The 22,493-nt window shown below is 63.8% G+C and carries 25 protein-coding genes and 1 tRNA gene; 6 read left to right on the forward strand and 20 right to left on the reverse strand.

Annotated features, from left to right (window positions below):
* Positions 1 to 156: 156 nt before the first annotated feature.
* The 3 genes from ACP2YP_RS36975 to ACP2YP_RS36985 form a co-directional block, all read right to left on the reverse strand.
* A complete protein-coding gene (locus ACP2YP_RS36975) occupies positions 157 to 606 on the reverse strand; it encodes a DUF2948 family protein (protein ID WP_426421224.1) in 450 nt (149 codons plus the stop codon).
* An 82-nt stretch (positions 607 to 688) separates the two neighbouring features.
* Entirely contained in the window at positions 689 to 1,348 is a 660-nt protein-coding gene (locus ACP2YP_RS36980) for an NAD-dependent epimerase/dehydratase family protein (protein WP_426421225.1), read from the reverse strand.
* 26 nt (positions 1,349 to 1,374) lie between these two features.
* Positions 1,375 to 2,313 (reverse strand): SDR family oxidoreductase, encoded by a 939-nt coding sequence (locus ACP2YP_RS36985; protein ID WP_426421226.1) that lies wholly within the window; start codon positions 2,311 to 2,313, stop codon positions 1,375 to 1,377.
* A gap of 83 nt (positions 2,314 to 2,396) precedes the next feature.
* Here ACP2YP_RS36985 and ACP2YP_RS36990 point away from each other — a divergent pair, with 83 nt between their 5' ends.
* On the forward strand, positions 2,397 to 3,050 hold the full coding sequence (locus ACP2YP_RS36990) for a TetR/AcrR family transcriptional regulator (protein WP_426421227.1): 654 nt from the start codon (positions 2,397 to 2,399) through the stop codon (positions 3,048 to 3,050).
* A gap of 12 nt (positions 3,051 to 3,062) precedes the next feature.
* On the opposite strand, the gene ACP2YP_RS36995 is transcribed toward ACP2YP_RS36990, so the two are convergent.
* The 5 genes from ACP2YP_RS36995 to ACP2YP_RS37015 form a co-directional block, all read right to left on the reverse strand.
* Positions 3,063 to 3,887: an alpha/beta fold hydrolase gene (locus tag ACP2YP_RS36995; RefSeq protein WP_426421228.1), complete on the reverse strand. Its 825-nt coding sequence runs from the start codon at positions 3,885 to 3,887 to the stop codon at positions 3,063 to 3,065.
* A gap of 25 nt (positions 3,888 to 3,912) precedes the next feature.
* Positions 3,913 to 4,422: a hypothetical protein gene (locus tag ACP2YP_RS37000; protein ID WP_426421229.1), complete on the reverse strand. Its 510-nt coding sequence runs from the start codon at positions 4,420 to 4,422 to the stop codon at positions 3,913 to 3,915.
* A gap of 191 nt (positions 4,423 to 4,613) precedes the next feature.
* Positions 4,614 to 4,922 (reverse strand): EthD family reductase, encoded by a 309-nt coding sequence (locus tag ACP2YP_RS37005; RefSeq protein ID WP_426421230.1) that lies wholly within the window; start codon positions 4,920 to 4,922, stop codon positions 4,614 to 4,616.
* A gap of 211 nt (positions 4,923 to 5,133) precedes the next feature.
* Positions 5,134 to 6,840 (reverse strand): FAD-dependent oxidoreductase, encoded by a 1,707-nt coding sequence (locus tag ACP2YP_RS37010; protein WP_426426406.1) that lies wholly within the window; start codon positions 6,838 to 6,840, stop codon positions 5,134 to 5,136.
* A 57-nt stretch (positions 6,841 to 6,897) separates the two neighbouring features.
* On the reverse strand, positions 6,898 to 7,083 hold the full coding sequence (locus ACP2YP_RS37015) for a hypothetical protein (protein WP_426421231.1): 186 nt from the start codon (positions 7,081 to 7,083) through the stop codon (positions 6,898 to 6,900).
* A gap of 330 nt (positions 7,084 to 7,413) precedes the next feature.
* Here ACP2YP_RS37015 and ACP2YP_RS37020 point away from each other — a divergent pair.
* Both ACP2YP_RS37020 and ACP2YP_RS37025 read left to right on the forward strand, forming a co-directional pair.
* Positions 7,414 to 7,488: transfer RNA gene (locus tag ACP2YP_RS37020), tRNA-Thr, on the forward strand.
* 777 nt (positions 7,489 to 8,265) lie between these two features.
* Complete coding sequence (locus ACP2YP_RS37025) at positions 8,266 to 9,144, forward strand: DUF2971 domain-containing protein (RefSeq protein WP_426426407.1); 879 nt, start codon at positions 8,266 to 8,268, stop codon at positions 9,142 to 9,144.
* 140 nt (positions 9,145 to 9,284) lie between these two features.
* Here the strand turns inward: ACP2YP_RS37025 and ACP2YP_RS37030 are convergent, their stop codons facing one another.
* The 4 genes from ACP2YP_RS37030 to ACP2YP_RS37045 all read right to left on the reverse strand — a co-directional run bounded on the left by ACP2YP_RS37030 (position 9,285) and on the right by ACP2YP_RS37045 (position 12,275).
* The gene (locus tag ACP2YP_RS37030; RefSeq protein WP_426421232.1) at positions 9,285 to 9,719 is read right to left on the reverse strand and encodes a DUF4279 domain-containing protein; all 435 of its coding nucleotides are present in this window, start codon (positions 9,717 to 9,719) and stop codon (positions 9,285 to 9,287) included.
* 801 nt (positions 9,720 to 10,520) lie between these two features.
* The gene (locus ACP2YP_RS37035) at positions 10,521 to 11,006 is read right to left on the reverse strand and encodes a Crp/Fnr family transcriptional regulator (protein WP_426421233.1); all 486 of its coding nucleotides are present in this window, start codon (positions 11,004 to 11,006) and stop codon (positions 10,521 to 10,523) included.
* Between the two features lie 133 nt (positions 11,007 to 11,139).
* The gene (locus ACP2YP_RS37040; RefSeq protein WP_426421234.1) at positions 11,140 to 11,760 is read right to left on the reverse strand and encodes a ferric reductase-like transmembrane domain-containing protein; all 621 of its coding nucleotides are present in this window, start codon (positions 11,758 to 11,760) and stop codon (positions 11,140 to 11,142) included.
* Positions 11,761 to 11,771: 11 nt separating this feature from the next.
* Positions 11,772 to 12,275: a Twin-arginine translocation pathway signal gene (locus ACP2YP_RS37045; RefSeq protein ID WP_426421235.1), complete on the reverse strand. Its 504-nt coding sequence runs from the start codon at positions 12,273 to 12,275 to the stop codon at positions 11,772 to 11,774.
* A 278-nt stretch (positions 12,276 to 12,553) separates the two neighbouring features.
* Between ACP2YP_RS37045 and ACP2YP_RS37050 the strand changes: the two genes are divergently transcribed.
* From ACP2YP_RS37050 to ACP2YP_RS37060, 3 genes are all read left to right on the forward strand, one after another.
* Positions 12,554 to 13,561: an LLM class flavin-dependent oxidoreductase gene (locus ACP2YP_RS37050; protein ID WP_426421236.1), complete on the forward strand. Its 1,008-nt coding sequence runs from the start codon at positions 12,554 to 12,556 to the stop codon at positions 13,559 to 13,561.
* Positions 13,562 to 13,701: 140 nt separating this feature from the next.
* Complete coding sequence (locus ACP2YP_RS37055; protein WP_426421237.1) at positions 13,702 to 14,997, forward strand: O-acetylhomoserine aminocarboxypropyltransferase; 1,296 nt, start codon at positions 13,702 to 13,704, stop codon at positions 14,995 to 14,997.
* A gap of 4 nt (positions 14,998 to 15,001) precedes the next feature.
* Entirely contained in the window at positions 15,002 to 15,784 is a 783-nt protein-coding gene (locus ACP2YP_RS37060; RefSeq protein WP_426421238.1) for an alpha/beta fold hydrolase, read from the forward strand.
* Positions 15,785 to 15,958: 174 nt separating this feature from the next.
* Here the strand turns inward: ACP2YP_RS37060 and ACP2YP_RS37065 are convergent, their stop codons facing one another.
* The 8 genes from ACP2YP_RS37065 to phnH are packed head-to-tail and all read right to left on the reverse strand — an operon-like array spanning position 15,959 to position 22,492.
* Positions 15,959 to 16,570 carry a pyridoxamine 5'-phosphate oxidase family protein gene (locus tag ACP2YP_RS37065; protein ID WP_426421239.1) on the reverse strand — a complete coding sequence of 204 codons (612 nt, stop codon included), beginning with the start codon at positions 16,568 to 16,570 and terminating at the stop codon, positions 15,959 to 15,961.
* 26 nt (positions 16,571 to 16,596) lie between these two features.
* Positions 16,597 to 17,193 carry a phosphonate metabolism protein/1,5-bisphosphokinase (PRPP-forming) PhnN gene (gene phnN, locus ACP2YP_RS37070; protein WP_426421240.1) on the reverse strand — a complete coding sequence of 199 codons (597 nt, stop codon included), beginning with the start codon at positions 17,191 to 17,193 and terminating at the stop codon, positions 16,597 to 16,599.
* Positions 17,190 to 18,347, reverse strand: a complete 1,158-nt coding sequence (locus tag ACP2YP_RS37075) for an alpha-D-ribose 1-methylphosphonate 5-triphosphate diphosphatase (protein WP_426421241.1) — start codon at positions 18,345 to 18,347, stop codon at positions 17,190 to 17,192. Before ACP2YP_RS37075 ends, phnN begins: the two co-directional genes overlap by 4 nt.
* Before the next feature lie 12 nt (positions 18,348 to 18,359).
* Positions 18,360 to 19,058 carry a phosphonate C-P lyase system protein PhnL gene (phnL, locus tag ACP2YP_RS37080; RefSeq protein ID WP_426421242.1) on the reverse strand — a complete coding sequence of 233 codons (699 nt, stop codon included), beginning with the start codon at positions 19,056 to 19,058 and terminating at the stop codon, positions 18,360 to 18,362.
* A gap of 22 nt (positions 19,059 to 19,080) precedes the next feature.
* A complete protein-coding gene (phnK, locus tag ACP2YP_RS37085) occupies positions 19,081 to 19,878 on the reverse strand; it encodes a phosphonate C-P lyase system protein PhnK (RefSeq protein WP_426421243.1) in 798 nt (265 codons plus the stop codon).
* Positions 19,871 to 20,767 carry an alpha-D-ribose 1-methylphosphonate 5-phosphate C-P-lyase PhnJ gene (locus ACP2YP_RS37090; RefSeq protein ID WP_426421244.1) on the reverse strand — a complete coding sequence of 299 codons (897 nt, stop codon included), beginning with the start codon at positions 20,765 to 20,767 and terminating at the stop codon, positions 19,871 to 19,873. The genes phnK and ACP2YP_RS37090 overlap by 8 nt, the downstream gene beginning before the upstream one ends.
* Positions 20,764 to 21,879 carry a carbon-phosphorus lyase complex subunit PhnI gene (locus ACP2YP_RS37095; RefSeq protein WP_426421245.1) on the reverse strand — a complete coding sequence of 372 codons (1,116 nt, stop codon included), beginning with the start codon at positions 21,877 to 21,879 and terminating at the stop codon, positions 20,764 to 20,766. Before ACP2YP_RS37095 ends, ACP2YP_RS37090 begins: the two co-directional genes overlap by 4 nt.
* A gap of 4 nt (positions 21,880 to 21,883) precedes the next feature.
* Positions 21,884 to 22,492: a phosphonate C-P lyase system protein PhnH gene (gene phnH / locus ACP2YP_RS37100; protein ID WP_426421246.1), complete on the reverse strand. Its 609-nt coding sequence runs from the start codon at positions 22,490 to 22,492 to the stop codon at positions 21,884 to 21,886.
* Position 22,493 lies beyond the last annotated feature (1 nt).

Raw genomic sequence — 22,493 nt, forward strand, 5'->3', positions numbered from 1 at the left:
GCAGTCTGGCTCACCGGCCCCCTGCTCAATGGCGCGGCGGGGAAGCTGCGTCAACCCTTGGCAGTCAACCCTTGACAGTCAACCCTTGGAAGCCAACGCTTGGAAGCTACCGTTCCGGCGAGGACCTGAGCCGGTTCGGCTGGTATACAGGCAACCTTACCCCTCTCCCTCGATTCTCAGCCCCGTTCCCAGTTCGTCCGCCCCCAGATCGGTCAGCTCGCACTCAAGGCATTCGAGGTCGAGGCGGATGGCGCCGCCCTGGGCAAACAGCAAGAGCGCGCTGCCGCCGGGCTCCTCATCGCGGCCGTCCTGGGGATGAAACTCGATGCCGACGAGGTCCAGGACCGCCTCGGATGTCGCCAGATCGATATTGCGCGACTTGCAGGCGAGCACGCGGTCGAAGCGAAGCGCTGACACCAGCCGGCGCGGCTCGGTCTCGCCCGCCAGAGTCTGCTCCCAGTCCAGCCGGCTCATGCCGACCACCAGGCGCTTCTCGCCCTGCCGCCAGATGATGTCGGAAGGCTGCACGTGGGCATCCTGCACATGGGTCGAGATCACCGCGAGATCGTCGGCGTCGAGCGCGATCAGTTTGAGCTGGGGAGACATCACCGACACTTCTTCTCGAGGGCTGATCCGGCTCAACGCGCAGGGCTGCCGAAATTTCCGCGCAAACTAGCGACTGCACGGACTAGAGGCTATTGATATCCTTCATCTCCAGCACCTTCTTGGGATAGCCGACCCTGGCGACATGGATCATGGCGCGGCCCATCTGCTCGGTCGAGGTCACGAGCCCGGGCGAGATCCGGCGCAGCACCGACCACAGCGGCCAGGTCACGTCGTAGACCGCCTGCACCCAGGCCGTCTTCGAGCGGATCCCGTGCAACGGCTGGATCGCGCCGGGCCGGAACATGTAGGCCGCCTTGAACGGCAGCTTGAGCAGATCGTTCTCGGTCTTGCCCTTGACGCGCGCCCACATCCGCGAGCCCTGCTCGGTGGAATCGGTGCCGGCGCCGGTGACATAGGTGAAAGTCATCTGCGGATTGAGCCGCGCCAGCGTCGTCGTCGCGGCAAGCGTGATGTCGTAGGTGAGATGGCGGTAGCGCTCTTCGCTCATGCCGATCGAGGAAACGCCGAGGCAGAAGGAGCAGGCGTCATAACCGGTGAGCTGCGCCTCGATCGCCGAATAGTCGGTGAAATCGTCGTGGATGATCTCGGTCAGCTTGGCGTTGCGCACGCCGGTCGAACTGCGCCCGACCACGAGCACGTGCTCAACGCCGGCATCGACCAGGCACTCGCGCAACACACCCTGCCCAACCATGCCGGTCGCGCCAAAAATGATGACACGCATCGGGACGTCCCCACCGAAGTCGCGGCTCATGCGGCGGCCGCGATCTCGTCGAAGGATACACCGGACAGCGTCGCCGAGACATCCCAAAGCCTCGCAGCCGACGCGAAATCCTTCGCCTGCGGCATGATCCGCGCCGGCGCCGGTGCCCCCTTCAATTCGTAGAACCCGTTCGGGCCGTAATAGCTGCCGGGCTCGGCGCCCGCCGAGGTCGCAACGAACAACGTGGGCAGCGCGCCTTCAGCCGCGGATTGGCTGATGAGAGGCTGGAGCAACCGGCCCACTCGCCACTGCAAGGTGTTGATGCCAGGCCCGTTCGGAATGAGATCGGTGCGCGCGTAGCCGGGATGGGCGGCCACACTACGCAGGCCCCAACCGGCCGCATCGCTGCGCCGCTGCAATTCGAGCGAGAACATCAGCATCGCGAGCTTGGACTGGCAGTAGGCACGCCAGGGACGATAGGACCGCTGGCTCTGAAGATCGTCGAACTTGATCGCGCCCGACCGGTGCGCGAGGCTCGAGAGATTGACCACGCGCGCAGCCTTCGCACGTCGAAGCTGCGGCAAGAGCCGGGCGGTCAGAGCGTAGTGGCCGAGGTAATTGGTGCCGAGCTGCATCTCGAAACCGTCTTCGGTCTGCTGCCGCTTCGGCAGCGCCATCACCCCGGCATTGTTGATGAGAAGGTCGAGCTGGTCGTTGCTGGCGGCAAAACGCCGGGCGAAATCGGCGACCGACGACAGGCTGGCGAGGTCGAGGCGCTCATAGGCGATCAGGGCGTTAGGAAATTGCGCGCAGATGCCCTCGATCGCCCGCAGCCCCTTTGCGTCGTTGCGCCCGGTGAGTATGACGATGGCTCCGGCGCCTGCCAGCGCCAGCGCGGTCTCGTAGCCGAGGCCGCCGGTGGCCCCGGTGACGACGACAGTCTTGCCGCTGAGAGAGGGGATGTCTGCCGTGGTCCAGTCGGTCATGCCATATCTCCGTTCGGGGCTGGAATGAGGCCCGCGACGGGTCTAAATGTGCACCGAGTGCAAGTTTGCAAGAGGTGAAAAATTTGAAGGCTTCGAAGTCCGCCGGGAAATCAGTCAGGAAGGCCGCCAAGTCATTGCCGACAGGAGCAAAATTCGCTGCCAGCCCCGGCCTGCGCCAGCGCAAGCAGCAGGAAACCCGCGAGCGGCTGAAGCGCGCGGCGATGGCGCTGTTTCTTGAACGCGGCTTCGAGGCCACGACCATCGACGACATCGCGGCGGCGGCCGACATGTCGCGGCGGAGCTTTTTTCATTATTTCGCGTCCAAAGAGGACGTCGTCGCCGCCTGGCAGGAGGATGCAGCCGCCGCGCTGGTCGCCGAGATTCTCGCGCGGCCTGCGGACGAAACCATGCTGACGGCGGCGGAGAACGCGATCGCTGCCGCAGTCAAACGAATCGATCCGACCGAGGCGGCCGCGATGTCGCGGCTCAAGCGCGACAATCCCACGCTTCAGGCCCGCGACCAGCTCAAATACGAAAAGCTCGAGCGCGCGCTGGCGGACGGGCTTGCGCAACGTTCGGGGCGCAAATCGGACCGGCTGAAAGCCCGGCTCGTCGCCATGATCGCCACCGGCGCGATGCGCGTCGGCGGCGAGAGCTGGCTCAGCGAAGGCACGCGCGACAGGCCGGAGGCTTTCGTCAAACGCACCTTCGATGCGATCAGGGCGATATTGGAGTGAGGTCCTTCGACCTCACTCCTTGAAGAACGCCAGCAGGTCGGCGTTGATGGTTTCGGCGTGCGTGGTCGGCATGCCGTGCGGAAAGCCCTTGTAGGTCTTCAGCGTGCCGTTCTTGAGCAGCTTGGCCGACAGCGGACCGGAATCGGCGTAAGGAACGATCTGGTCGTCGTCGCCGTGCATCACCAGCACCGGCACGTTGATCTTCTTCAGATCCTCGGTGAAATCGGTCTGCGAGAACGCGACGATGCCGTCGTAATGCGCCTTCGCGCCGCCCATCATGCCCTGGCGCCACCAATTCTGGATCACCGCTTCCGACGGCTTTGCGCCGGGGCGGTTGTAGCCATAAAAGGGACCGGCGGGGAGGTCGCGGTAGAAGTCCGTCCGGCTGGCGGCAAGCTGGGCCTGAAGACCGTCGAACACGCTCTTCGGCAGGCCGCCGGGATTGGCTTCCGTCTGCACCATCAGCGGCGGCACTGCCGAGAGGATCGCGGCCTTCGCCACGCGAGACTCGCCGTGGCGCGCGATGTAGTGCACGACCTCGCCGCCGCCGGTGGAATGGCCGACATGAATGGCGTTCTTGAGATCGAGATGCGCGGTCACCGCCGCGAGATCGTCGGCATAATGATCCATGTCGTGGCCGTCGGCGACCTGTGCCGAGCGGCCATGGCCGCGGCGGTCATGGGCGACGACGCGATAGCCGCGGGTGACAAAGAACATCATCTGCGCGTCCCAGTCGTCGGACGACAGCGGCCAGCCATGGCTGAACACGATCGGCTGGCCCGAGCCCCAATCCTTGTAGAAAATCTCGACGCCGTCTTTGGTGGTGATGGTGGGCATGGGGGACTCCTTTAGTTAAGAACGATCAGGCGAACGCCATCGGCTTGTAGCGGCGCCAGGCACCGATGGTCACCAGCACGAAGAACAGCAGCACGATGCCCTGCACCACGGCGAACACGGGACCCGACGGCGGCGCCGGCGGCACGGCCGGCGCGAGCGCGGCCAGCGCCGGCACTTTCAGGAACGACTGGATGATCAGCACGAAGACGTTGAAATAGAGCGAGATCATCGCGGTCACGATGTAGATCGGCCGCCACGCACCCGCTAGCTTCATGCCATAGAGCGCGATGCAGGCGATCGCGAGCAGCACCAGCGAGATGCCGGCGATGATGTACGAGGGCAGCAGCTCCTTGAACGGAAACAGGAAGCCGGTCGCATTGGTCAGGATGGTGAAGATGAGGAAGATCGCCGTGAGGGCGGGCATCGGCTTCGAGCCGAGCAAGCCGAACATCACGACGAGGCCGGCGGCGATGGCGATCAGGCTGATGATGACATGGACCAGTGTGAAGGCGGGCAGGCTCAACCCAAGAACCATGACATCTCTCCTATTCTCTGCATTGAGATCAGGTGATTGATATTACGCTCCTCATCGGATTGCTACCTGCGCTGATGTCCCACATGCGCACGCAGCCATGCGTCATCGTGCGAATCGACAAACGCATGGCTGAATTTTTTGCAGCGCTGTCATAAACGACGGCAGCTTTCGACGAAAGTTGAAGCGGGACGTCACACTTCCTTGGTGTCGAAGATCAGCATGTCGGCACCGCCGCTGGCGAATTTCGGCACGTCGCCTGCGGCGGCCTTGCCCGCCTCGCTGCCGAATGCCTTTTGGATGTCGCCCACGCTGTCGAAGCTGAGAATGGCGACGAGGTGAACGCCTGATGGTCCGGCGGGCGAGCCGACCGCCCCTGTGCTGACGGCATATTTTTTCAGGCCGGGAAGTTTCTTGGCAAGCGGAATGTGGGTCTCGGCATAATGCTTGTCGAAGGCGGCGGCGTCTTTGGGCGTCTTGTAGAGCACGACGAGTTCGGCCATTTAATCCTCCCGTTAAATTTGTTGTCTTTAGACCCTCATGGTGAGGAGGCGCGCGAGCGCCGTCTCGAACCATAGAGGCCCGGCTTTGGCAGTCGGGCCTTCATCCTTCGAGACGCCGCTGTCGCGGCTCCTCTGGATGAGGGGATAGTCTGCACCAGAATGCGCAATGGCAAGTCACAATCGACTTGCCGTCTGCTTGTCTTCTGCTTGACTAAAGCGCCGGTTTTGCGGCGTCGCCGAGATAGCCGTGCAGGGAGGCCACGACCTGCGCGCCTTCGCCGATGGCGCCGCCGACGCGTTTGACCGAGCCGGAGCGGACGTCGCCGACGGCGTAGACGCCGGGCACGGAGGTCTCGAGCGGCGCCACCAGCTTACCCTGGTTCAGCTCAGACTGCGCGCCGGTGACGACAAAGCCGCCGCGATCGAGCGTGACGCCGCAGCCGTCGAGCCAGGTGGTGGCGGGATCGGCGCCGACGAACAGGAAGAGATTCTTGATGTCGGCAACCTCCTCGTCGTTCGACAGCCGGCTCTTCAGCCGAATCCGCCGCAGCAGCGAGGCCTCGTCGCCTTCGAGCGCCGAGATCTCGGTGTTGAACAGCAATTCGATGTTCGGCGTCGCCTCGATGCGCTCGATCAGATAGCGCGACATGCTGGCCCCCAAGCCGCCGCCGCGGATGATCATCAGCACACGTCTGGCGTGGCCGGACAGGAACACGGCCGCCTGCCCCGCCGAATTGCCGGCGCCCACGAGCGCCACTTCCTCGCCGGCGCACAGCTTCGCCTCGACCGGCGAGGCCCAGTACCAGACGCCGCGTCCCTCGAACTTGTCGAGGTTCTCGATGTCAGGCCGGCGATAGCGCGCACCGCTCGCGACCACGACCGCGCGCGAGCGCAAGGGCTCGCAGCCCTCGAGCGCCACTGCAAACGCACCATCCTTGCGCGTGCAGTCGAGCGACTTCACCGTCACGGGAATCATGATCTCGGCGCCGAATTTCTGGGCCTGGTTGAAGGCGCGCGCCGTCAGCGCCAAGCCGGAAATACCGGTCGGAAACCCCAGATAATTTTCGATGCGCGCGCTGGCGCCGGCCTGGCCGCCGAAGGCGCGGGTGTCGAGCACGGCAACCGACAAGCCTTCGGACGCCGCATACACGGCGGTGGCGAGCCCGGCCGGCCCGCAGCCGACGATCGCGACGTCGTAGATGCGGTCATTGCGCGGGCCGCCGATCATGCCGATCGCGCGCGCCAGCTCGGTCTCGCCGGGATTGCGCAGCACCGCGCCATCGGAGGTAACGACCAGCGGCCAGTCCTCGGGCTTGGGCGAATAGCGCGTAATCATTTCTGCGGCGTCGCGATCTCTTTCCGGATCGAGCAGATGATGCGGCTGGCCGTTGCGGGTGAGGAAGCCCTGCAAGCGCACGACGCCGGCCGAATGCGAGGGACCGATCAGCACGATGCCGCCGACCCCGGCCTGAAGCAGATTGACCCGGCGCAGGATCAGCGCGCGCATGATGCGCTCGCCGAGCTCGGCCTCGGCAACCAGCAGCGCGCGCAGCCGCTCCGGCGGCAGCAGCAGCGTCTCGACTTCGCCTTCGGCGCGGCCGTCTACCAGCGCCGGACGGCCGGAGAGCTGGCTCAGCTCGGCCAGAAATTGTCCCGGCCCCTGGTCGATCAAGGGCGTGATATTGCCGAGCCCATCGCGCTGGGTGATGGCGACATGGCCCTTCAGCACCACGAACATGCCCGGCCCCGGCTTGCCGGTTTCGAACAGCAGCTCGCCGTCTCTATAGGTGCGGAGCTCGCCGAACTGCCTCATGCGCTCGATTTCGGCGGATGTCAGCGCGGGAAAAGTCTGCTCGGGCCGGGTGAAACGCGACATCACCGCGTCGCGATCGGTTCGGTGGGAATCGTCTTGCCCCATGGTCACTGCATGCACTCCAAAAATTCTAGCCGCTCGTCTTCTGGTCGTCGGTCTTATCTAATCGGTCTTGCCGGCGGTCCCCTCATCTAGGGAACCATCGTCGACTTGCGAGGGGTCGGCGCTTGCGGCGCGTTCGCGCGCCTGCATCTTGCGCCGCTTCAGGTTTTCTCGCAGCGCCGATTTCAGGCGGTCGTCCCGCGATGCCCTCGTCTGCCTTGCGCTCTTGTCGGTCTCGTCAGCCATTTCCGGGTCCATCCAGCGGTTGGCGATAACATGCCCGGAGAATGCGGCAGCTCAAGAGGCCCGCGCGGTCCCGATCGTGCGAAACTCAAAATGGCTGGAATCCGCTTCACGGGCCAACTGGCCAGTTGGCCGGGGAAGCGGAACCAAAATCGACGGCAAAATCGACGGGAAGTCGGTCGTTTCGGGCCCAAACAGCCGTATTATACCCCCGATATCGCCCCGATTTTCTCGTATTGGCGGGTCCGGCAAGCTTGCACAGCGGGGAGGCCTGTGGCAGATATCGGCCCGCTTGGTAGGCCCCTCGGGCGGCCGATTCTTATCCCAGCACATGCTGCCGTAGCTCAGTGGTAGAGCACTCCATTGGTAATGGAGAGGTCGACAGTTCAATCCTGTCTGGCAGCACCATTCCATCTCTAGAAATGCACATGGATCAGCGTTCTCGCGGCAAGAAACGCCCGAGTTTTGCTTTCCTGTTTCGCCCTCCTCTGTGAAGAGGGCGCAGGGAAGACCGGGTGCCGACGGGCACCCGCGGTCCGCTGCGCGAAAATGTAGCGCAAGGAAACCGCACAGCAGCATACAGGTGACGCCGAACACTCGGCCTTCCCTGCGCGATGGGTTGACGGCGTATGCCGCGCTCTCCCCGGCGACGAGTTCCTGTTGTCACCGTCACTTCGCGACCAGGTGACGCACCGCGCCCGGTTGGGGCGATACGTCGTCGCGGAAGCTTGGCTGTAGCAACGACAGCCAGGACCACACGGTTTAGCCGTACGCAGCGATTCCGTCTCCGCCCTGCGGGCTTCGCCGGGACAAGCCCGACTCAAGCCCAAAGCGTCGTCGGATACAGGCGCCGTTCGTTCGACACGGCTTGCGGCGAGCTCACGGGGTTCGGCTCAATCCTCTGCCCGCCCTGCTCCCACATCCGCGCCGGCGCTGCCGCGTCCACCGCACCCCAACCCACGTTCGTGACGACGTACGATCGCCCCTCTCCCCGGGTCGGGATGGCGGGATCATGCCGCAAATCCGAATTTCGGTAAAGTGGAATATTTTTGCGGGAAAGGGTTGACGGGGTTTTGCGGGGAGGTGGGTGTTTTGCCCGGCGGGTTAGCAATCCTAACGCTCGTCACAGCTCGCGAATCGACGCAATATCACTACCTTCATTCCTCGAGACAGGGTTTGCAGATCATGCCATTTATGGAGTTCTATCCACGAACTACCTTGTACCAATACTGCTCGGCAGCGGCATTCAATGGCATTCTGCAATCGAAGACCCTTTGGTATACCGACCTCGCCGGCGCGAATGACCCCCGCGAAATTCACCTTGGCTATGAGCACGTCCTTGAGGCTATTAAATCCGTCAGCAACGAATCCAAAGGTAGCCTCCGTCGCGCGTTAGAGAAACTCAGCGAGGAGCTATCTCGTGCTCGGCAGGAGCAGCACGCATTTTGCTGCTGCTTTTCTTTGGCAAAAGATGAGCTACCAATGTGGGGAGCCTACGGCGGCAACCACTCGGGTCTAGCTATCGGATTTCGTCCCACAGCAATTCTGCCGATGCCTGGTCGCCTGCAACGAGTAACGTACTTAGATGAGAACACCGGCGAAGGATTTCGGGACCTCGTTCGGACCATAGCAACAGAGATTGATCCAGAAGCCGAAGACGAAATTTATTGGATCAATTCGGCTGCTTCAGTCTTCGCAGCAGTCACAGCATTAAAACACAGTACATGGAACTACGAACGGGAGGTGCGGCTAGTTTACTTACAGGTCAAGGATGCACCGGAAGGCGAAGCGGCCTCGATCCCGATGGACTACTTTGAAGACGGCACAGGATTGTCTTGGAGAAAGCCTCTAGAACGTCGCGGCATTTCCGGCGATGTTTGCTATGTGGCATTTCCGTTTGGACGACGCCTAAACGGCTCAGTCGAGCACAACGGAGCAATTGAGCGCGTGATTTTGGGGCCGGACTGTACGTTGACGCGAGACGAAGTCGATGCAGCTCTGAGGTCGCACGGATTTGTTAGATATGAAATCACAGATTCTAACTGCAAAATCCGTGTGGCGTAGCCCGTAGCGCTTCCGCGCCGCCGTCCAGCTTCGCTTGTTAGCGCGTAGGATGGGTAGAGCGAAGCGAAACCCATCGGGGGCCCGTTCGGTGATGAGGCATGATAGGTTTCGCTGCGCTCTACCCGCGGGCTGAACTTTCTCTAAAGACCAGCGAAACACTCGATCCCAAGCGATAAATTTAAGTCCGCAAGCTTTGCGAGCGTCGCACAAGGAATCTCATCCGCGAGGAAGCCGTCCATAAATTGAATGACGATGGTCGCCGTTCCGCCGGTCGACTTGATATCGGCGAAAAATGCTTTGTGAGGTTCAAGCCTGTCGACCAGCCTCGTCACTTCCGGCACGAACCATTGATTTGCGACGATGTGTTCGACGCTATGCCTCCATCGAGTATCAGCATAGTTTCCCGAAAGAGGGGTGCCCTTGGGAGTTTTTCGGGGGGTGCCAACGCAATGGGCGTGATGAGTCTCCATTCCGAGGGCCTTGCTGATTTCTTCAGGAACCAATGTTGGATGCACAACGAACAGTGCGAGATGAAATCGTTGCGTCTTTGCATCTCCTGATGAGCGATGGGTCACCGCAAGCTCCACAATTTAGTCGTGCTTAGTGGACGATCACTCAAACGTCAATTTCCGGTTGCGGCTCGTATTCGTGGGATGGCAGAGCACGGCGAAACCCATCGAGGGCTCGTTCAGTGACTAGGCACGATGGGTTTCGCTGCGCTCAACCGTCCTACGCACCACCCCTCGGGTCGCGTAAGTAAGGTTAATTCTTCCTTTCGATTGTCGGTAAAATTTTATCTATTATCGTCTTTGTCATTCGTGACGAACAAGGGGCTCCAATAGTGATTGCGTTTTGCCTGATCGTGACTGGGACTGCGCTGCTTCTCTCCGGCTTGGTTGCCTTCGGCTTTCATCGAAACTCGCTGCACTCTATGGCGTTGCTGTAGCAGTAGCAGCCTTCCAGCGGCCAAATAGCGAAGTGGATAGGACCGAAGCTTGCTCATTAATGTGTGAGATAAAGCAGCATAAAAAACGCCGCTATTAAAATGAGGTCGATACTGTACAAAATCTTGTCAACGGTCGCATAGGTCTTTGGGAAGCGCCGTTTGGCACTTTGCCCGAGGCAAAACGCTGCCACAGCGAGCCCGACGAAAATGAATGAGCCGGTTAAGAGCGTCGACATGGCCCGAGGGATACAGGCGCGGTTGTTAAACGTAAAGTCTGTTGTGGGTCACTGACATCGCGCGAGCGAAAGCTAAGGTCAGGAGCAACAGCATTTCGCAACTCGTAGGATGGGTAGAGCGAAGCGAAACCCATCGGGAGCTTGTTCGGTGCCGAAGCATGATGGGTTTCGCTGCGCTCTACCCATCCTACGCACTACGTACGATCAATTGTGTCGCCCACCTGATGCCCGGCAAGCCGCTCGTCCGCCCGCCGCAGCCGGCGGCACAGCTCGCGGTTGATGTTCTGCAGGACGATCACATAGGCGTGGATGTCGGCCTTGTAGCAGGCGTAGAGCTTTTGGGCTGTCAACTCGTAGAGCAGCGTCGGGCTCTCCGCGATCACCGTGGCGGAGCGGTTTTGCATTTCGATCAGCGTCATCTCGCCGAAGAAATCGCCGGGCTCCAGAACGGAAATCGGGACAGCGCTTCCGGAATTCGCCCGTTTGCTCACCGCGAGGCGACCGGATTTGACGATGAACATCGAGCGTCCCGGTTCGCCCTCCGCCACCACGGTCGCGCCGGCATCGAAGCGGCACTCGACCAGCATCGAGATCAGCAGGTCGAGACTCGCATCCGTGAGACCACCGAAGAAAGGCGTCGCGAGCAGGAACGTTTTCAGATCGGGGGAACTCGTGGTCATCATACAAACATACCTGCCGTCGCCATCAGCGGCAATCAGCCCGCAGGATGAGTTCAAGCCTGTAGGATGGGTAGAGCGAAGCGAAACCCATCGGCTTCCTGGTGGAGCGATGATGGGTTTCGCTGCGCTCTACCTACGCCCTCTCGCCGCGCACCATCCGCTTTTGCCAGAGGTCAACCATGAGCTTGATGGTTGCCGCGAGGACAAGCGCACAAAGCACCGCCTTCGAGATCGTCTCCATCGTGCCCTCGATCAGCAGGCAATGGGCCACGCTGCAGGCGACGATGACGATCGCGAGCGGAATATGAGCGATGCGCCAGGTTCGCAGTCGCAGTCCCAACCGCCGGCGCAATGCAGCCAGAAGCGCGACCGCGAAGATGGCCCACATGGCGATCACGCCAAAGGGGGAGAACGGTGTCGGCGACGAGAAGGTGAGCGCGTCGATCATGTCGGGCGGACTGGTGATCCAGAGGCCGGCGACGTGGATCACCACCGCGATGGCCAGCGCGCCGCCGATCCAGTGATGCGCGCGCCGTCCACGATAGGCCGACAGCCCCGGCAGATATCCGCCGATCAGCAGGGGCTGAACCAGCACGAGGCCGAGGGCAATGATGCCGGTGAATCCGGCGAGGATGTAGACCGGACCGCGCCATGCGAGCTGCTCGCTTCCTGCTGCGAGCGCGATCGGCACGCCAATGGCCAGAACAAGGGCGGCCCAGATCAGGGGCACCCGCGCCGATCTCCACCCCTTCACTTGCAACGCGGTCAGGCCGGCTGAAGCACGAAGTGCGCCTCGAGGCTGGTTTCCTTTGCGCTCCGCATGATCGGCCGCAGAAAGACGGTTTTGAACTCACCGCTGTCATAGGCGAGGTGACCGTGCGGCTGGCCGAAGATGGGAATGATCTGCGGCATCTCGAGCCGGAATGCGCCGTCCTTGTCGGTGAGCGTCGCGCCGTGACTCTGCGGCTCGTGCTCCTGCCCTTCGACCGTGTGCGCCCAGATCTGGATGCGCTGACCGGCAAGCGGCGCCCCGTCGCCGGCGCGGCGCACGGTGCCGCTCATCAAGAAGCCGCCCTTGCCGATCCGCTCCACGATCGGCGCACCCTTGCGGTAGTTGTTCGCCCCGCCCGTCATCGACTCGGTCGGCGCAAGGCCATCCGCACGGACCGGCAGCAGCAGGCCGGAAGCCCCGGCGGTCAGAACGCCTGATACAAGGACGGAGCCGCTGGCGGCGAGGAGGTTGCGGCGGCTGAGTACGACGTTGGTCATGTCGGTTCCTCCTGGCGCGGTGCGGTGGTTCTACGGAGGATACAACAACACGAGCGAAACGCCCAGTTGAGACGAAGGGCGCAACAGCCTGGAATAACAGGGTTGTGAACGGGGGTGGAGCTCGAACAGCTTCGTAGGATGGGTAGAGCGAAGCGAAACCCATCAGGACCTTTCGATGACGAAGCATGATGGGTTTCGCAAGCGCTCTACCCATCCTACGCGGTGACATTACATGTCATCCTCTCTGACGCGCAGTCCTCCATTCCGGTGCCCCACCTATGATCCCCTTCTCCGTGCTCGACCTCGCTCCCATCAAGCAGGGCTCCGACGCCGCGCAGGCGTTTCGCAATTCGGTTGATCTCGCCCAACATGCGGAAACCTGGGGCTTCAAGCGGTTCTGGCTGGCCGAGCATCACAACATGACGGGCATTGCGAGCGCGGCGACGTCGGTGGTGATCGGGCATGTCGCGGGCGGGACCAAGACGATCCGCGTTGGCTCGGGCGGCGTGATGCTGCCGAACCATTCGCCGCTGGTGATCGCCGAGCAGTTCGGCACGCTGGAGTCGCTCTATCCCGGGCGGATCGATCTCGGGCTCGGTCGCGCGCCGGGCACCGACCAGTTCACCGCGCGGGCGATGCGCCGCGATCTCGCGACTGCCGCCGAGAATTTTCCGCATGACGTGCTGGAATTGCAGGCGCTGCTTGGCGACGCGCAACCGAACCAGGCCATCCGCGCCGTGCCCGGCATGGGCACGAAGGTGCCGCTGTGGATCCTCGGCTCCAGCATGTTCGGCGCGCAGCTCGCGGCCATGCTCGGGCTGCCGTTCGCGTTCGCCTCGCATTTCGCGCCGCAGATGATGATGCCGGCGCTGCGCGAATACCGCGCGCGGTTTGAGCCGTCGGCGCAGCTCGACAAGCCCTATGCGATGATCGGCGTCAATGTGTTCGCCGCCGACAGCTATGTCGAAGCGCAGCGCATGTTCACCTCGCTGCAGCAGCAGTTCATCAATCTGCGCCGCGGCACGCCCGGCCAGCTGCCGCCGCCGGTCGACGACATGGACGCGCTGTGGTCGCCGGCCGAGAAGGCCGGCGTCGCGCAATCGCTGGCGATCTCCGCCGTCGGTACGCCGTCAGTGGTCGAAGAGAAGCTGAAGGCAATCATCGCCGACACTGCCGCGGACGAGCTGATGACCACAGGACAGATCTACGACCACGCCGCGCGGCTGCGCTCGTTCGAGATCGCGGCCGAGGTGCGGGATCGGCTGGCGAGGCGGACGGCGGTGTGAGAAGCGCTGGGCGCTCGGCTTTCATACCCGCATCACACGTCATCGCTGCGAGCCGTCACGCGACGCTGTCAATGGGCTGACGTGGCGCGCGTTTTTGTGGCACAAGGGCCGCCATCGCCGATCGACCAACGAGGCCACGCATGCCCGCGCCAAAACCGCCTGCCTTCGAGACCCTGAGCCTGCATGCGGGCCAGCATCCGGATCCCGCGACCGGCGCCCGCGCAGTGCCGATCTACCAAACCACGTCCTACGTGTTCCAGGATTCCGATCACGCGGCGGCGCTGTTCAATCTGGAGCGCGCCGGCCACATCTATACGCGCATCTCCAACCCCACCACCGGCGTGCTGGAAGAGCGGCTCGCGGCGCTGGAAGGCGGCGTCGGCGCAATCTGCACTGCGAGCGGCATGGCCGCGCTGCATCTCGCCATCGCCACGCTCTTGAATGCCGGCGACCACATCGTAGCGTCGAGCTCGCTCTATGGCGGCACCATCAATCTGCTGGCGCACACGCTGCCGCGCTTCGGCATCACCACGACTTTCGTGAAGCCGCGCGATCTCGATGCGTTCCGGAAAGCGATCAAGCCGAACACAAAACTCGTGATCGGCGAGACGATCGGCAATCCCGGGCTCGAGGTGCTGGATATCCCGAAGGTCGCGGCAATCGCGCATGACGCAAAGATTCCGCTGCTGATCGACAACACCTTTGCCACCCCCTATCTCAGCCGGCCGATCGAGCTTGGCGCCGACATCGTGATGCATTCGGCAACCAAATGGATCGGCGGCCACGGCATCGCCATCGGGGGCGCCATCGTCGACGGCGGCCGCTTCGACTGGCGCGGCTCCGGCAAGTTCGCCGTGCTGACCGAACCCTATGGCGGCTATCACGGCATCGTCTTCGACGAGCAGTTCGGCACCGCCGCCTTCATCATGCGCGCGCGCACCGAGGGCCTGCGCGATTTCGGCGCCTGCCTGTCGCCGACCAACGCATTCCAGCTGCTGCAGGGCGTCGAGACGCTCGGCGTGCGCATGGATCGGCATATGCAGAACACGCACCTCGTGCTGGAGGCGCTGAAGTCCAACAAGGCGGTCGACTGGGTGCTGCATCCCTCGCTGGAAAACCACCCGGACCATCAGCTCGCGAGGACATTGCTGCCGCGTGGCGCGGGCTCGATCGTCTCGTTCGGCATCAAGGGCGGCCGGCCTGCGGGGCGAAAGTTCATCGAACAGCTGCGCATGATCAGCCATCTCGCCAATGTCGGCGACGCCAAGACCCTGGTGATCCATCCCGCCTCGACCACGCATCAGCAGATGGACGCCGAGCAGCTCAAGACCGCCGGCGTCGGCGAGGAGCTGGTGCGGCTGTCGGTCGGCATCGAGACGGCCAGCGACATCATCGACGATCTCGCGCAGGCGCTGCGCATCTCGCAGAAGGTTTGACACGATGAAGTTTTCCGTCAACGGCGCCGAGGTATTTGCCGCGACCGGCGGCCGCGAATTCGACAGAGCCTTGCCAACGGTCGTCTTCATCCACGGCGCCGGCTTCGATCATTCGACCTGGGCGCTGCATACGCGCTGGTTCGCCCATCACGGCTTTGGGGTGCTGGCGCCCGATCTGCCCGGCCACGGCCGCTCGGCCGGACCTTCGCTGTCGAGCATCGCCGAGATGGCCGACTGGACGGCGGCGCTGCTCCATGCCGCTGGAGCCGAGAAGGCTCACCTGATCGGCCATTCCATGGGATCGCTGATCTCGCTGGAAACCGCGGCCCGTCACCCCGACAAGGTCTCGGCGCTGAGCCTGATCGGTACCGCCGCGACCATGACGGTCGGGCCGGATCTGCTTAGGGCGGCCGAAGCCAACGAGCAGGACGCGCTCGACATGGTGTCGATCTGGGGCCTTGGCTTCAAGGCCGAGCTCGGCGGCAGCCTCGCGCCGGGCCTGTGGATGCACGGCGGCGCGCAAGCGGTGCTGAAGCATTGCCAGCCGGGCGTGCTATTCAGGGATTTGTCGGCCTGCAATGCCTATGCGAATGCGCTTCAAGCGGCTGCGACCATCAAGGTGCCGACCACGCTTATTCTCGGCGAACGGGACATGATGACGCCCGCAAAGGCCGGCAAGGCGCTCGCCGCGGCGATCCCGCACGCGAAGACCGTCGTGGTGCCGGGCGCTGGCCACATGATCATGGCCGAGCGCCCGGATGAGTTGCTGGCGGCATTGAGAGGCTGATAGGATCAAACTTCGCGCTAGTGCGTTGCGGTCGGACATCCCTGCGATTCGAAAAGGGAACTCGACCCATGCCAAGACAGGAAATCATCCGCGGTGCGACGACTGCCGGAGCGGCGCTGCAAGGCGGCTCCCCTCGTCATGAAATCGATCGAAGCTGAGAGCGCGAGCCGCGCTTCACCACATCGTCGCCGCAGCCCGCGCCGGCCAGGCCCGATCGTACTCGGCGCCGCCGACCTTGTTCTGGCTCATCTCGGCGAGGATCTGGCCGGGTGTCGGCAGCATCTTCGGGTCGATGCGCTTGTCGGGATTCCAGAGGTCGGCGCGAACGATGGCGCGGGCGCACTGGAAGTAGATCTCTTCCACATTCATCACCATGACGCTGCGCGGCGCCTTGCCCTCGACCTTGAACGAAGAGAGCAGCTGCGGATCGACCGAGAGATGCGCGCGGCCGTTGGCGCGGACCGCGTTGCCTGAGCCGGGGATCAGGAACATCAGCGACACGCGGGGGTCGCGCACGATGTTGCGCAGGGAATCGACCCGGTTGTTGCCGCGGCGATCCGGCAGCATCAGCGTCTTCGGATCGTGGATTCGCACGAAGCCGGGCAGATCGCCACGCGGCGAGCAATCGATGCCCTCGGGCCCGATGGTGGCGAGTGCGGCAAACGGCGCCTTCTCGATGAAGATGCGGTAGAGCGGGGTGACGTGGTCGGCGACTTTCACTGTCGAGGCGTCGTTGGTGGCGCCGTAGATGGCTTCGAGTTCCTCGACCGTATTGATCACCTTCATTCCACGCTCTCCTGTTCCGCCAGCGGTCACTCGCGCCAGCATTCGTTTTTGATCACACGCACGAGCTGGCGGCCGTGATAATCCGCACTGCCGGCGTTGAGGATGGTGATATCGGCATTGGCCGAGGCGTCGTCGACGCTGCGCGCGATCCGGTCTGCGATATTGCCGTCACTGTGACGCGCGCGCGCGGCAAGCCGCTGCGCCAGCACGTCCGGCGGCGCCGTAATCGCGACCACGATGACGTTGGCATAGGCTTGGCGTAGCGTGCCAATGACCGTGCGCGAGACGTTGGCGACGACGGCGCGCCCCGCGCGGATGTCGTCGTTGATCTCCAGCGGCAACGCGTAGCAATGACCGTGCGCGTCCCAATGCACGGCGAAATCGCCATGTTCGCGCGCGCGGGCGAATTCGTCGGGGCTCACCGCAATATTATCCTCGTCGGCTGAGGACGCGCGTGTCACGATTCGGCGCGGGAAGACGATCTCGTGATCGTCGGCACAGGCCGCCTGCGCCAATCGCAGCAGCGTATCCTTGCCGGCGCCGCTTGGGCCGACCACGAGCACGAGCCGCCCGGGTCCGATCGCGCCCGCCGCGTCCTTCGCCGTCGCGATCGTCTCGCTCATGCGACACGGCCCCCTTCCCGCCAGACGCTGCGAACCACGGGAACGCTGCCGGCAACGTGCACGCGGATCAGATCGGCGCGCTTGCCGATTGCGATCTCCCCGCGATCGATGAGGCCGACCGCATCGGCGGGCGCTTTTGTCACGGTGCGAATGGCCGCCGGCAGGCTGATCGACGGCGCATGCTCGGGCAGTTGCAGCGCGCCCATCAGCAGGCTCGATGGGATGTAGTCGGACGACAGGATGTCGAGCAGGCCTTCGCGCGCGAGATCGACCGCGGCGATGTTGCCGGAATGCGAGCCGCCCCGCACCACGTTGGGCGCGCCCATCAGGATGTCGATGCCGGCCTGGTGCAGGCCGCGCGCAGCCTCGAGCGTGGTCGGGAATTCCGCCACCGCGACACCGTCACGCACAGCGTCCGCAACGTTTTCCTCGGTGGTATCGTCATGGCTTGCGAGCGGGATCTTGTACTGACGCGCCAGCGCCACGATCTGGCGCATGTTGGTCGCGGCATAGGCCTTCTGGTACTCGAAGCGCTTTGCGAACAGCTCGTCGAGCTCAGCATCGGTCTTGCCGCCGCCCTTGCCGCGGTAATAGTCGCGCAGTTTGACTTCGTCGCGGAACTGGCGCTGGCCGGGCGTATGGTCCATCAGCGACATCAGCTTGACGTCGGGACGGTCGATCAGCTCCTTGGCTTCCTCGACCACGCTCGGCATCGGGATTTCGCAGCGCAGATGCAGGAAGTGGTCGGCGCGCAGCAGGCTCGAGTCACGCGCAGTCGTGATCGCGGCGGCAAGCACGCCGGCACGGCCATCGACCTCCTCGGCGCCGTCCTCGCGCCAGACCCGGAGCGAGTCGAACACGGTGGTGATGCCCGACGTGGCGAGCTGACCGTCATAGGAGATGACGGCCGCGACCGGATTCCAGAACACCTTTGGGCGCGGCACGTAGTGCGCTTCGAGATGGTCGGTGTGGAGCTCGATCAGGCCGGGCATGATGAGATCGCCGCCGGCATCCTCTGCACCCGCGGGCGCCCTGCCCTCGCCGATCTCGGCAATGCGTCCGTCCGCGAGAGCAAGCCAGCCCTGTTCGATCACCCGGTCAGCCAGCACGATCCTGGCATTGGCGATCACGATGTCCTTCGGCTTGGCGTTCATGTCCCTCTTCCTTCAGGCCGCGGCGGCAAAGCTGGTGACGTCGACGATGCGGTCGGCAATCAAATGGCGGATTTCGTCGTCGTGGACAATGGCGACCATGGCGACGCCCTGGCGCTTCTTCTCGGCGACCAGCGCGACCACGACGGCGCGGTTGGCGGCATCGAGCGAAGCGGTCGGCTCGTCCAGCAGCAGGATCGGCAGATCCGAGATGAAGCCGCGCGCGATGTTGACGCGCTGCTGCTCGCCGCCGGAGAAGGTCGCGGGCGGAAGCTGCCAGAGTCTTTCAGGGATGTTGAGGCGATGCAAGAGCTCGCCGGCGCGCGCCTGCGCATCGGTGCGAGCGAGGCCGTTGACGATCAAGGGCTCGGCGACGACGTCGATGGTGGCGACCCGCGGCACGGCGCGCAGGAACTGGCTGACATAGCCGATGGTCGCGCGGCGGACGTTAAGGACCTGCCGCGGCTCGGCGGTGGCGAGATCGATCAGCGTGCCACGATGGCGGATGCCGATCCGGCCGGAATCGCAACGGTAATTGCCGAAGATCATCTTCAGGATCGACGATTTTCCCGCGCCGGACGGACCGGACAGCACGACGCACTCGCCGGGCTCGACGCGGAAGGTCACGCCGCTCACCACCGGCAGCTCGATGCCGCCCTGCAGGTGCATCGTGAAGGTCTTGTTGGCGTCGGCGATGTCGATCATGGCTGTCATAGGAAGGCTCATCCTGGAAGGATTATGGCGGCAGAATCGAGGAGACGAGAAGTTGGGTATAGGGCTCGCGCGGATCGTCCAGCACCTGGTCGGTGAGCCCGGTCTCGATGACGCGGCCACCCTTCATCACCATCACGCGATGCGACAGCAGGCGCGCGACCGCGAGATCGTGGGTGACGATGACGACGGCGAGATGCAATTCGGCGACGAGATTGCGCAGGAGGTCGAGCAGGCGGGCCTGGACTGAAACATCGAGCCCGCCGGTCGGCTCGTCCATGAACACCAGCCGCGGCCCGGTGACGAGGTTGCGCGCGATCTGGAGGCGCTGGCGCATGCCGCCCGAATAGGTGCGCGGCGCGTCGTCAATGCGCGCGACGTCGATCTCGACCCGCGTAAGCCAGTCGGAAGCAGTCTCGCGAATGCGGCCGTAATGGTTCCAGCCCACCGCCATCAAGCGCTCGCCGACATTGGCGCCGGCCGAAACGGCCATGCGCAGGCCCTGCGCCGGGTCCTGGTGCACGAAACCCCAATCGGTACGGAACAGCAGGCGCCGCTCGGCCTCGCCAAGCGCAGCGAGATCGCGGGTGACGCCGTCGCGCATCCGGTAGGACACCTGCCCGCCGCTCGCAGCGAGCTGGCCCGACAGCAGTTGCAACAGCGTCGACTTGCCGGAGCCGGACTCGCCGACGATCGCCAGCACCTCGCCGGGATAGAGCGAGAATGACACGTCACGGCAAGCGGCGATGCGGCCGTAGGACTTGCTGAGGCTTTCGGCGACCAGCAGCGGCTGATCGGTTTCGAGCAGATCCGGATCAGCCATTTGCTCCTCCCTGCGCCTTGTCCTTGTAGGGCGCAGCACTTAGGGCACCGTGATGGCCGGCGGCCTGACGTCCCTCGCAGTAGTCGGTGTCCGAGCAGACGAACATGCGGCTGCCCTTGTCGTCGGTGACGATCTCGTCGAGGTAGGAATTTTCGGCGCCGCACAGCGCGCAAGGCGCGTTGAAACGATATGGCTCGAACGGGTGGTCCTCGAAATCGAGCGACACCACCTTTGTATAGGGCGGGATCGCATAGATGCGCTTCTCGCGGCCGGCGCCGAACAATTGCAGCGCCGGGCAATTGTCCATCTTGGGATTGTCGAATTTCGGCGTCGGCGACGGATCCATCACGTAGCGCGCGTTCACCTTGACCGGATAGGCGTAGGCGGTCGCGATGTGACCGAAGCGGGCAATGTCCTCGTAGAGTTTTACGTGCATCAGGCCGTATTCGGCGAGTGCATGCATGCGCCGCGTCTCGGTCTCGCGTGGCTCGAGGAAGCGTAAGGGTTCCGGGATCGGCACCTGATAGACCAGCACCTGGTTTGCGTGCAGCGACGTCTCGGGAATGCGATGACGGGTCTGGATCACGGTCGCCTCGTCCGTCGACGTCGTGGTCGCGACGCCGGCGGTCTTGGCGAAGAATTTGCGGATCGAGATTGCGTTGGTGGTGTCGTCGGAACCCTGGTCGATCACCTTCAGCACGTCCTGCGGTCCCAGGATCGCGGCGGTCACCTGCACACCGCCGGTGCCCCAACCATAGGGCATCGGCATTTCGCGGCTGGCGAATGGTACCTGATATCCGGGGATCGCGATCGCCTTCAGGATCGCGCGGCGGATCATCCGCTTGGTCTGCTCGTCGAGATAGGCGAAATTGTAGGCGGGCGCGTTCATTCCGCGGCCTCCTTCATGGCATCGGGCGCATTGGCCTCGCTCGAGGCTTCGGCAAATTCCTTGCGCAGCTTGCGCAGCAGGCCGAGCTCGGACTGGAAGTCGACATAGTGCGGCAGCTTGAGATGCTCGACGAAGCCGGTCGCCTGGACGTTGTCCGAATGTGACATGATGAATTCTTCATCTTGCGCCGGGGCTCCCACCTCTTCACCGAGCTCGCGGGCACGGAGCGCGCGGTCGACCAGTGCCATCGACATGGTCTTGCGCTCGCTCTGGCCGAAGGCAAGGCCGTAACCGCGGGTGAAGCACGGCGCTTCCGTCGCCGAGCCCTTGAACTGGTTGACCATCTGGCACTCCGTCAGCTCGATCGAGCCCAGCGGCACAGCAAAGCCGACGTCTTCGGCAACGAACTCCACCTCGACCTCGCCGAAGCGGATCTCGCCGGCGAAGGGATGGTTGCGGCCGTAGCCGCGCTGGGTGGAGTAGCCCATCGCCAGCAGGAAGCCTTCATCGCCGCGCGCGAGATTCTGCAGGCGCAAATCGCGGTCCGCAGGAAAGTTCAGCGGCTCGCGGGTGATATCGCCGACGCTGGCACCGTCTTCGGCTTGCGGCGAGGTCTCGATCAGCCCGTCGCGGCCCAGGATGTCGGTCACGCGCGGCGTCGGCGCCGTCGAGGCTTCGGCCACAGCCGGCGCTTCCGGCATAAGGCCTTCGGCCAGCGAGGGATCGAGCAGGCGGTGGGTGTAGTCGAAGGTGGGTCCAAGGATCTGGCCGCCGGGAATGTCCTTGAAGGTCGAGGACACCCGCCGCTGCACCCGCATGGCGCCGGTGTCGACCGGCTCGCTGGCGCCGAAACGCGGCAAGGTGGCGCGGAAGGCGCGGACCAGGAAAATCGCCTCGATCAAATCGCCGCGCGCCTGCTTGATCGCCAGCGCCGCGAGCTCACGGTCATAGAGCGAACCTTCGCTCATGACGCGGTCGACGGCGAGCCCAAGCTGTTCCGAGATCTGGTCAAGCGAGACTTCCGCAACACTTTGGTCCCCACGCCGCGCGTTGGCGAGCAGGCGATGAGCGTTCTCGATGGCGCGTTCGCCGCCTTTGACTGCGACATACATGCCTCTAGCCTCCCTTGCTCATGACGCGGGTGGTGCGCGGGATCGCAACCACGGAATCATCGGCGACCAGAACCACGTCGATGCCACGCGGAAACAGCGTCTCGTTGAAACTTAAGCGCTCGAACAGATCGAACGGTTTGATCGACGCCTGCAGCGTCGCGGTTCCGTCGATGCCGGGGCCGCGCAGCTCGAAGCTGCGGCCTGCGTCCAGGCTGTCGACCTGAATGATCACCGTGGTCGAACGGTCAGGATATTCGTTGGTGCCGAGCGCGAAGCGCTCGAGCGAGGGCAGCGCGCCGCCGTCGCTGATCAGCGCAAAGGCCGCGATGGAGGGATCCTGGATCACCGGCGCGCTGGTGTGGAACTTCAGCCATTTCAGGACGTCGGAGCTTTCCGACATCCGCGCATCGAGCCAGAGCGGCGTGTCGTGGTCGAACAGCGTCAGCGCGATCGCGGCGGTGCCGCGCATCATCGTAGCGGGCGCTCCCGCCATCGGCACGATACGCTGGACCGAGCCCGGACGGGCCATCGCGTCCATGACCGAGCGAAAAGTCGATTGCGCCGACAACACCTTGTCGACGAACCCCGGCGGCAGTTCCGCAATCGTGGTCATG

The organism is Bradyrhizobium genosp. A, from assembly GCF_049949275.1.
Lineage (GTDB): Bacteria > Pseudomonadota > Alphaproteobacteria > Rhizobiales > Xanthobacteraceae > Bradyrhizobium.

Coding starts and splice junctions, on each gene's coding strand:
- ACP2YP_RS36975 (WP_426421224.1), bottom strand. CDS start 606: ATGTCTCCCCAGCTCAAACTGATCGCGCTCGACGCCGACGATCTCGCG.
- ACP2YP_RS36980 (WP_426421225.1), bottom strand. CDS start 1,348: ATGCGTGTCATCATTTTTGGCGCGACCGGCATGGTTGGGCAGGGTGTG.
- ACP2YP_RS36985 (WP_426421226.1), bottom strand. CDS start 2,313: ATGACCGACTGGACCACGGCAGACATCCCCTCTCTCAGCGGCAAGACT.
- ACP2YP_RS36995 (WP_426421228.1), bottom strand. CDS start 3,887: ATGCCCACCATCACCACCAAAGACGGCGTCGAGATTTTCTACAAGGAT.
- ACP2YP_RS37000 (WP_426421229.1), bottom strand. CDS start 4,422: ATGGTTCTTGGGTTGAGCCTGCCCGCCTTCACACTGGTCCATGTCATC.
- ACP2YP_RS37005 (WP_426421230.1), bottom strand. CDS start 4,922: ATGGCCGAACTCGTCGTGCTCTACAAGACGCCCAAAGACGCCGCCGCC.
- ACP2YP_RS37010 (WP_426426406.1), bottom strand. CDS start 6,840: ATGGGGCAAGACGATTCCCACCGAACCGATCGCGACGCGGTGATGTCG.
- ACP2YP_RS37015 (WP_426421231.1), bottom strand. CDS start 7,083: ATGGCTGACGAGACCGACAAGAGCGCAAGGCAGACGAGGGCATCGCGG.
- ACP2YP_RS37025 (WP_426426407.1), top strand. CDS start 8,266: ATGCCATTTATGGAGTTCTATCCACGAACTACCTTGTACCAATACTGC.
- ACP2YP_RS37035 (WP_426421233.1), bottom strand. CDS start 11,006: ATGACCACGAGTTCCCCCGATCTGAAAACGTTCCTGCTCGCGACGCCT.
- ACP2YP_RS37045 (WP_426421235.1), bottom strand. CDS start 12,275: ATGACCAACGTCGTACTCAGCCGCCGCAACCTCCTCGCCGCCAGCGGC.
- ACP2YP_RS37050 (WP_426421236.1), top strand. CDS start 12,554: ATGATCCCCTTCTCCGTGCTCGACCTCGCTCCCATCAAGCAGGGCTCC.
- ACP2YP_RS37055 (WP_426421237.1), top strand. CDS start 13,702: ATGCCCGCGCCAAAACCGCCTGCCTTCGAGACCCTGAGCCTGCATGCG.
- ACP2YP_RS37060 (WP_426421238.1), top strand. CDS start 15,002: ATGAAGTTTTCCGTCAACGGCGCCGAGGTATTTGCCGCGACCGGCGGC.
- ACP2YP_RS37065 (WP_426421239.1), bottom strand. CDS start 16,570: ATGAAGGTGATCAATACGGTCGAGGAACTCGAAGCCATCTACGGCGCC.
- phnN (WP_426421240.1), bottom strand. CDS start 17,193: ATGAGCGAGACGATCGCGACGGCGAAGGACGCGGCGGGCGCGATCGGA.
- ACP2YP_RS37075 (WP_426421241.1), bottom strand. CDS start 18,347: ATGAACGCCAAGCCGAAGGACATCGTGATCGCCAATGCCAGGATCGTG.
- phnL (WP_426421242.1), bottom strand. CDS start 19,058: ATGACAGCCATGATCGACATCGCCGACGCCAACAAGACCTTCACGATG.
- phnK (WP_426421243.1), bottom strand. CDS start 19,878: ATGGCTGATCCGGATCTGCTCGAAACCGATCAGCCGCTGCTGGTCGCC.
- ACP2YP_RS37090 (WP_426421244.1), bottom strand. CDS start 20,767: ATGAACGCGCCCGCCTACAATTTCGCCTATCTCGACGAGCAGACCAAG.
- ACP2YP_RS37095 (WP_426421245.1), bottom strand. CDS start 21,879: ATGTATGTCGCAGTCAAAGGCGGCGAACGCGCCATCGAGAACGCTCAT.
- phnH (WP_426421246.1), bottom strand. CDS start 22,492: ATGACCACGATTGCGGAACTGCCGCCGGGGTTCGTCGACAAGGTGTTG.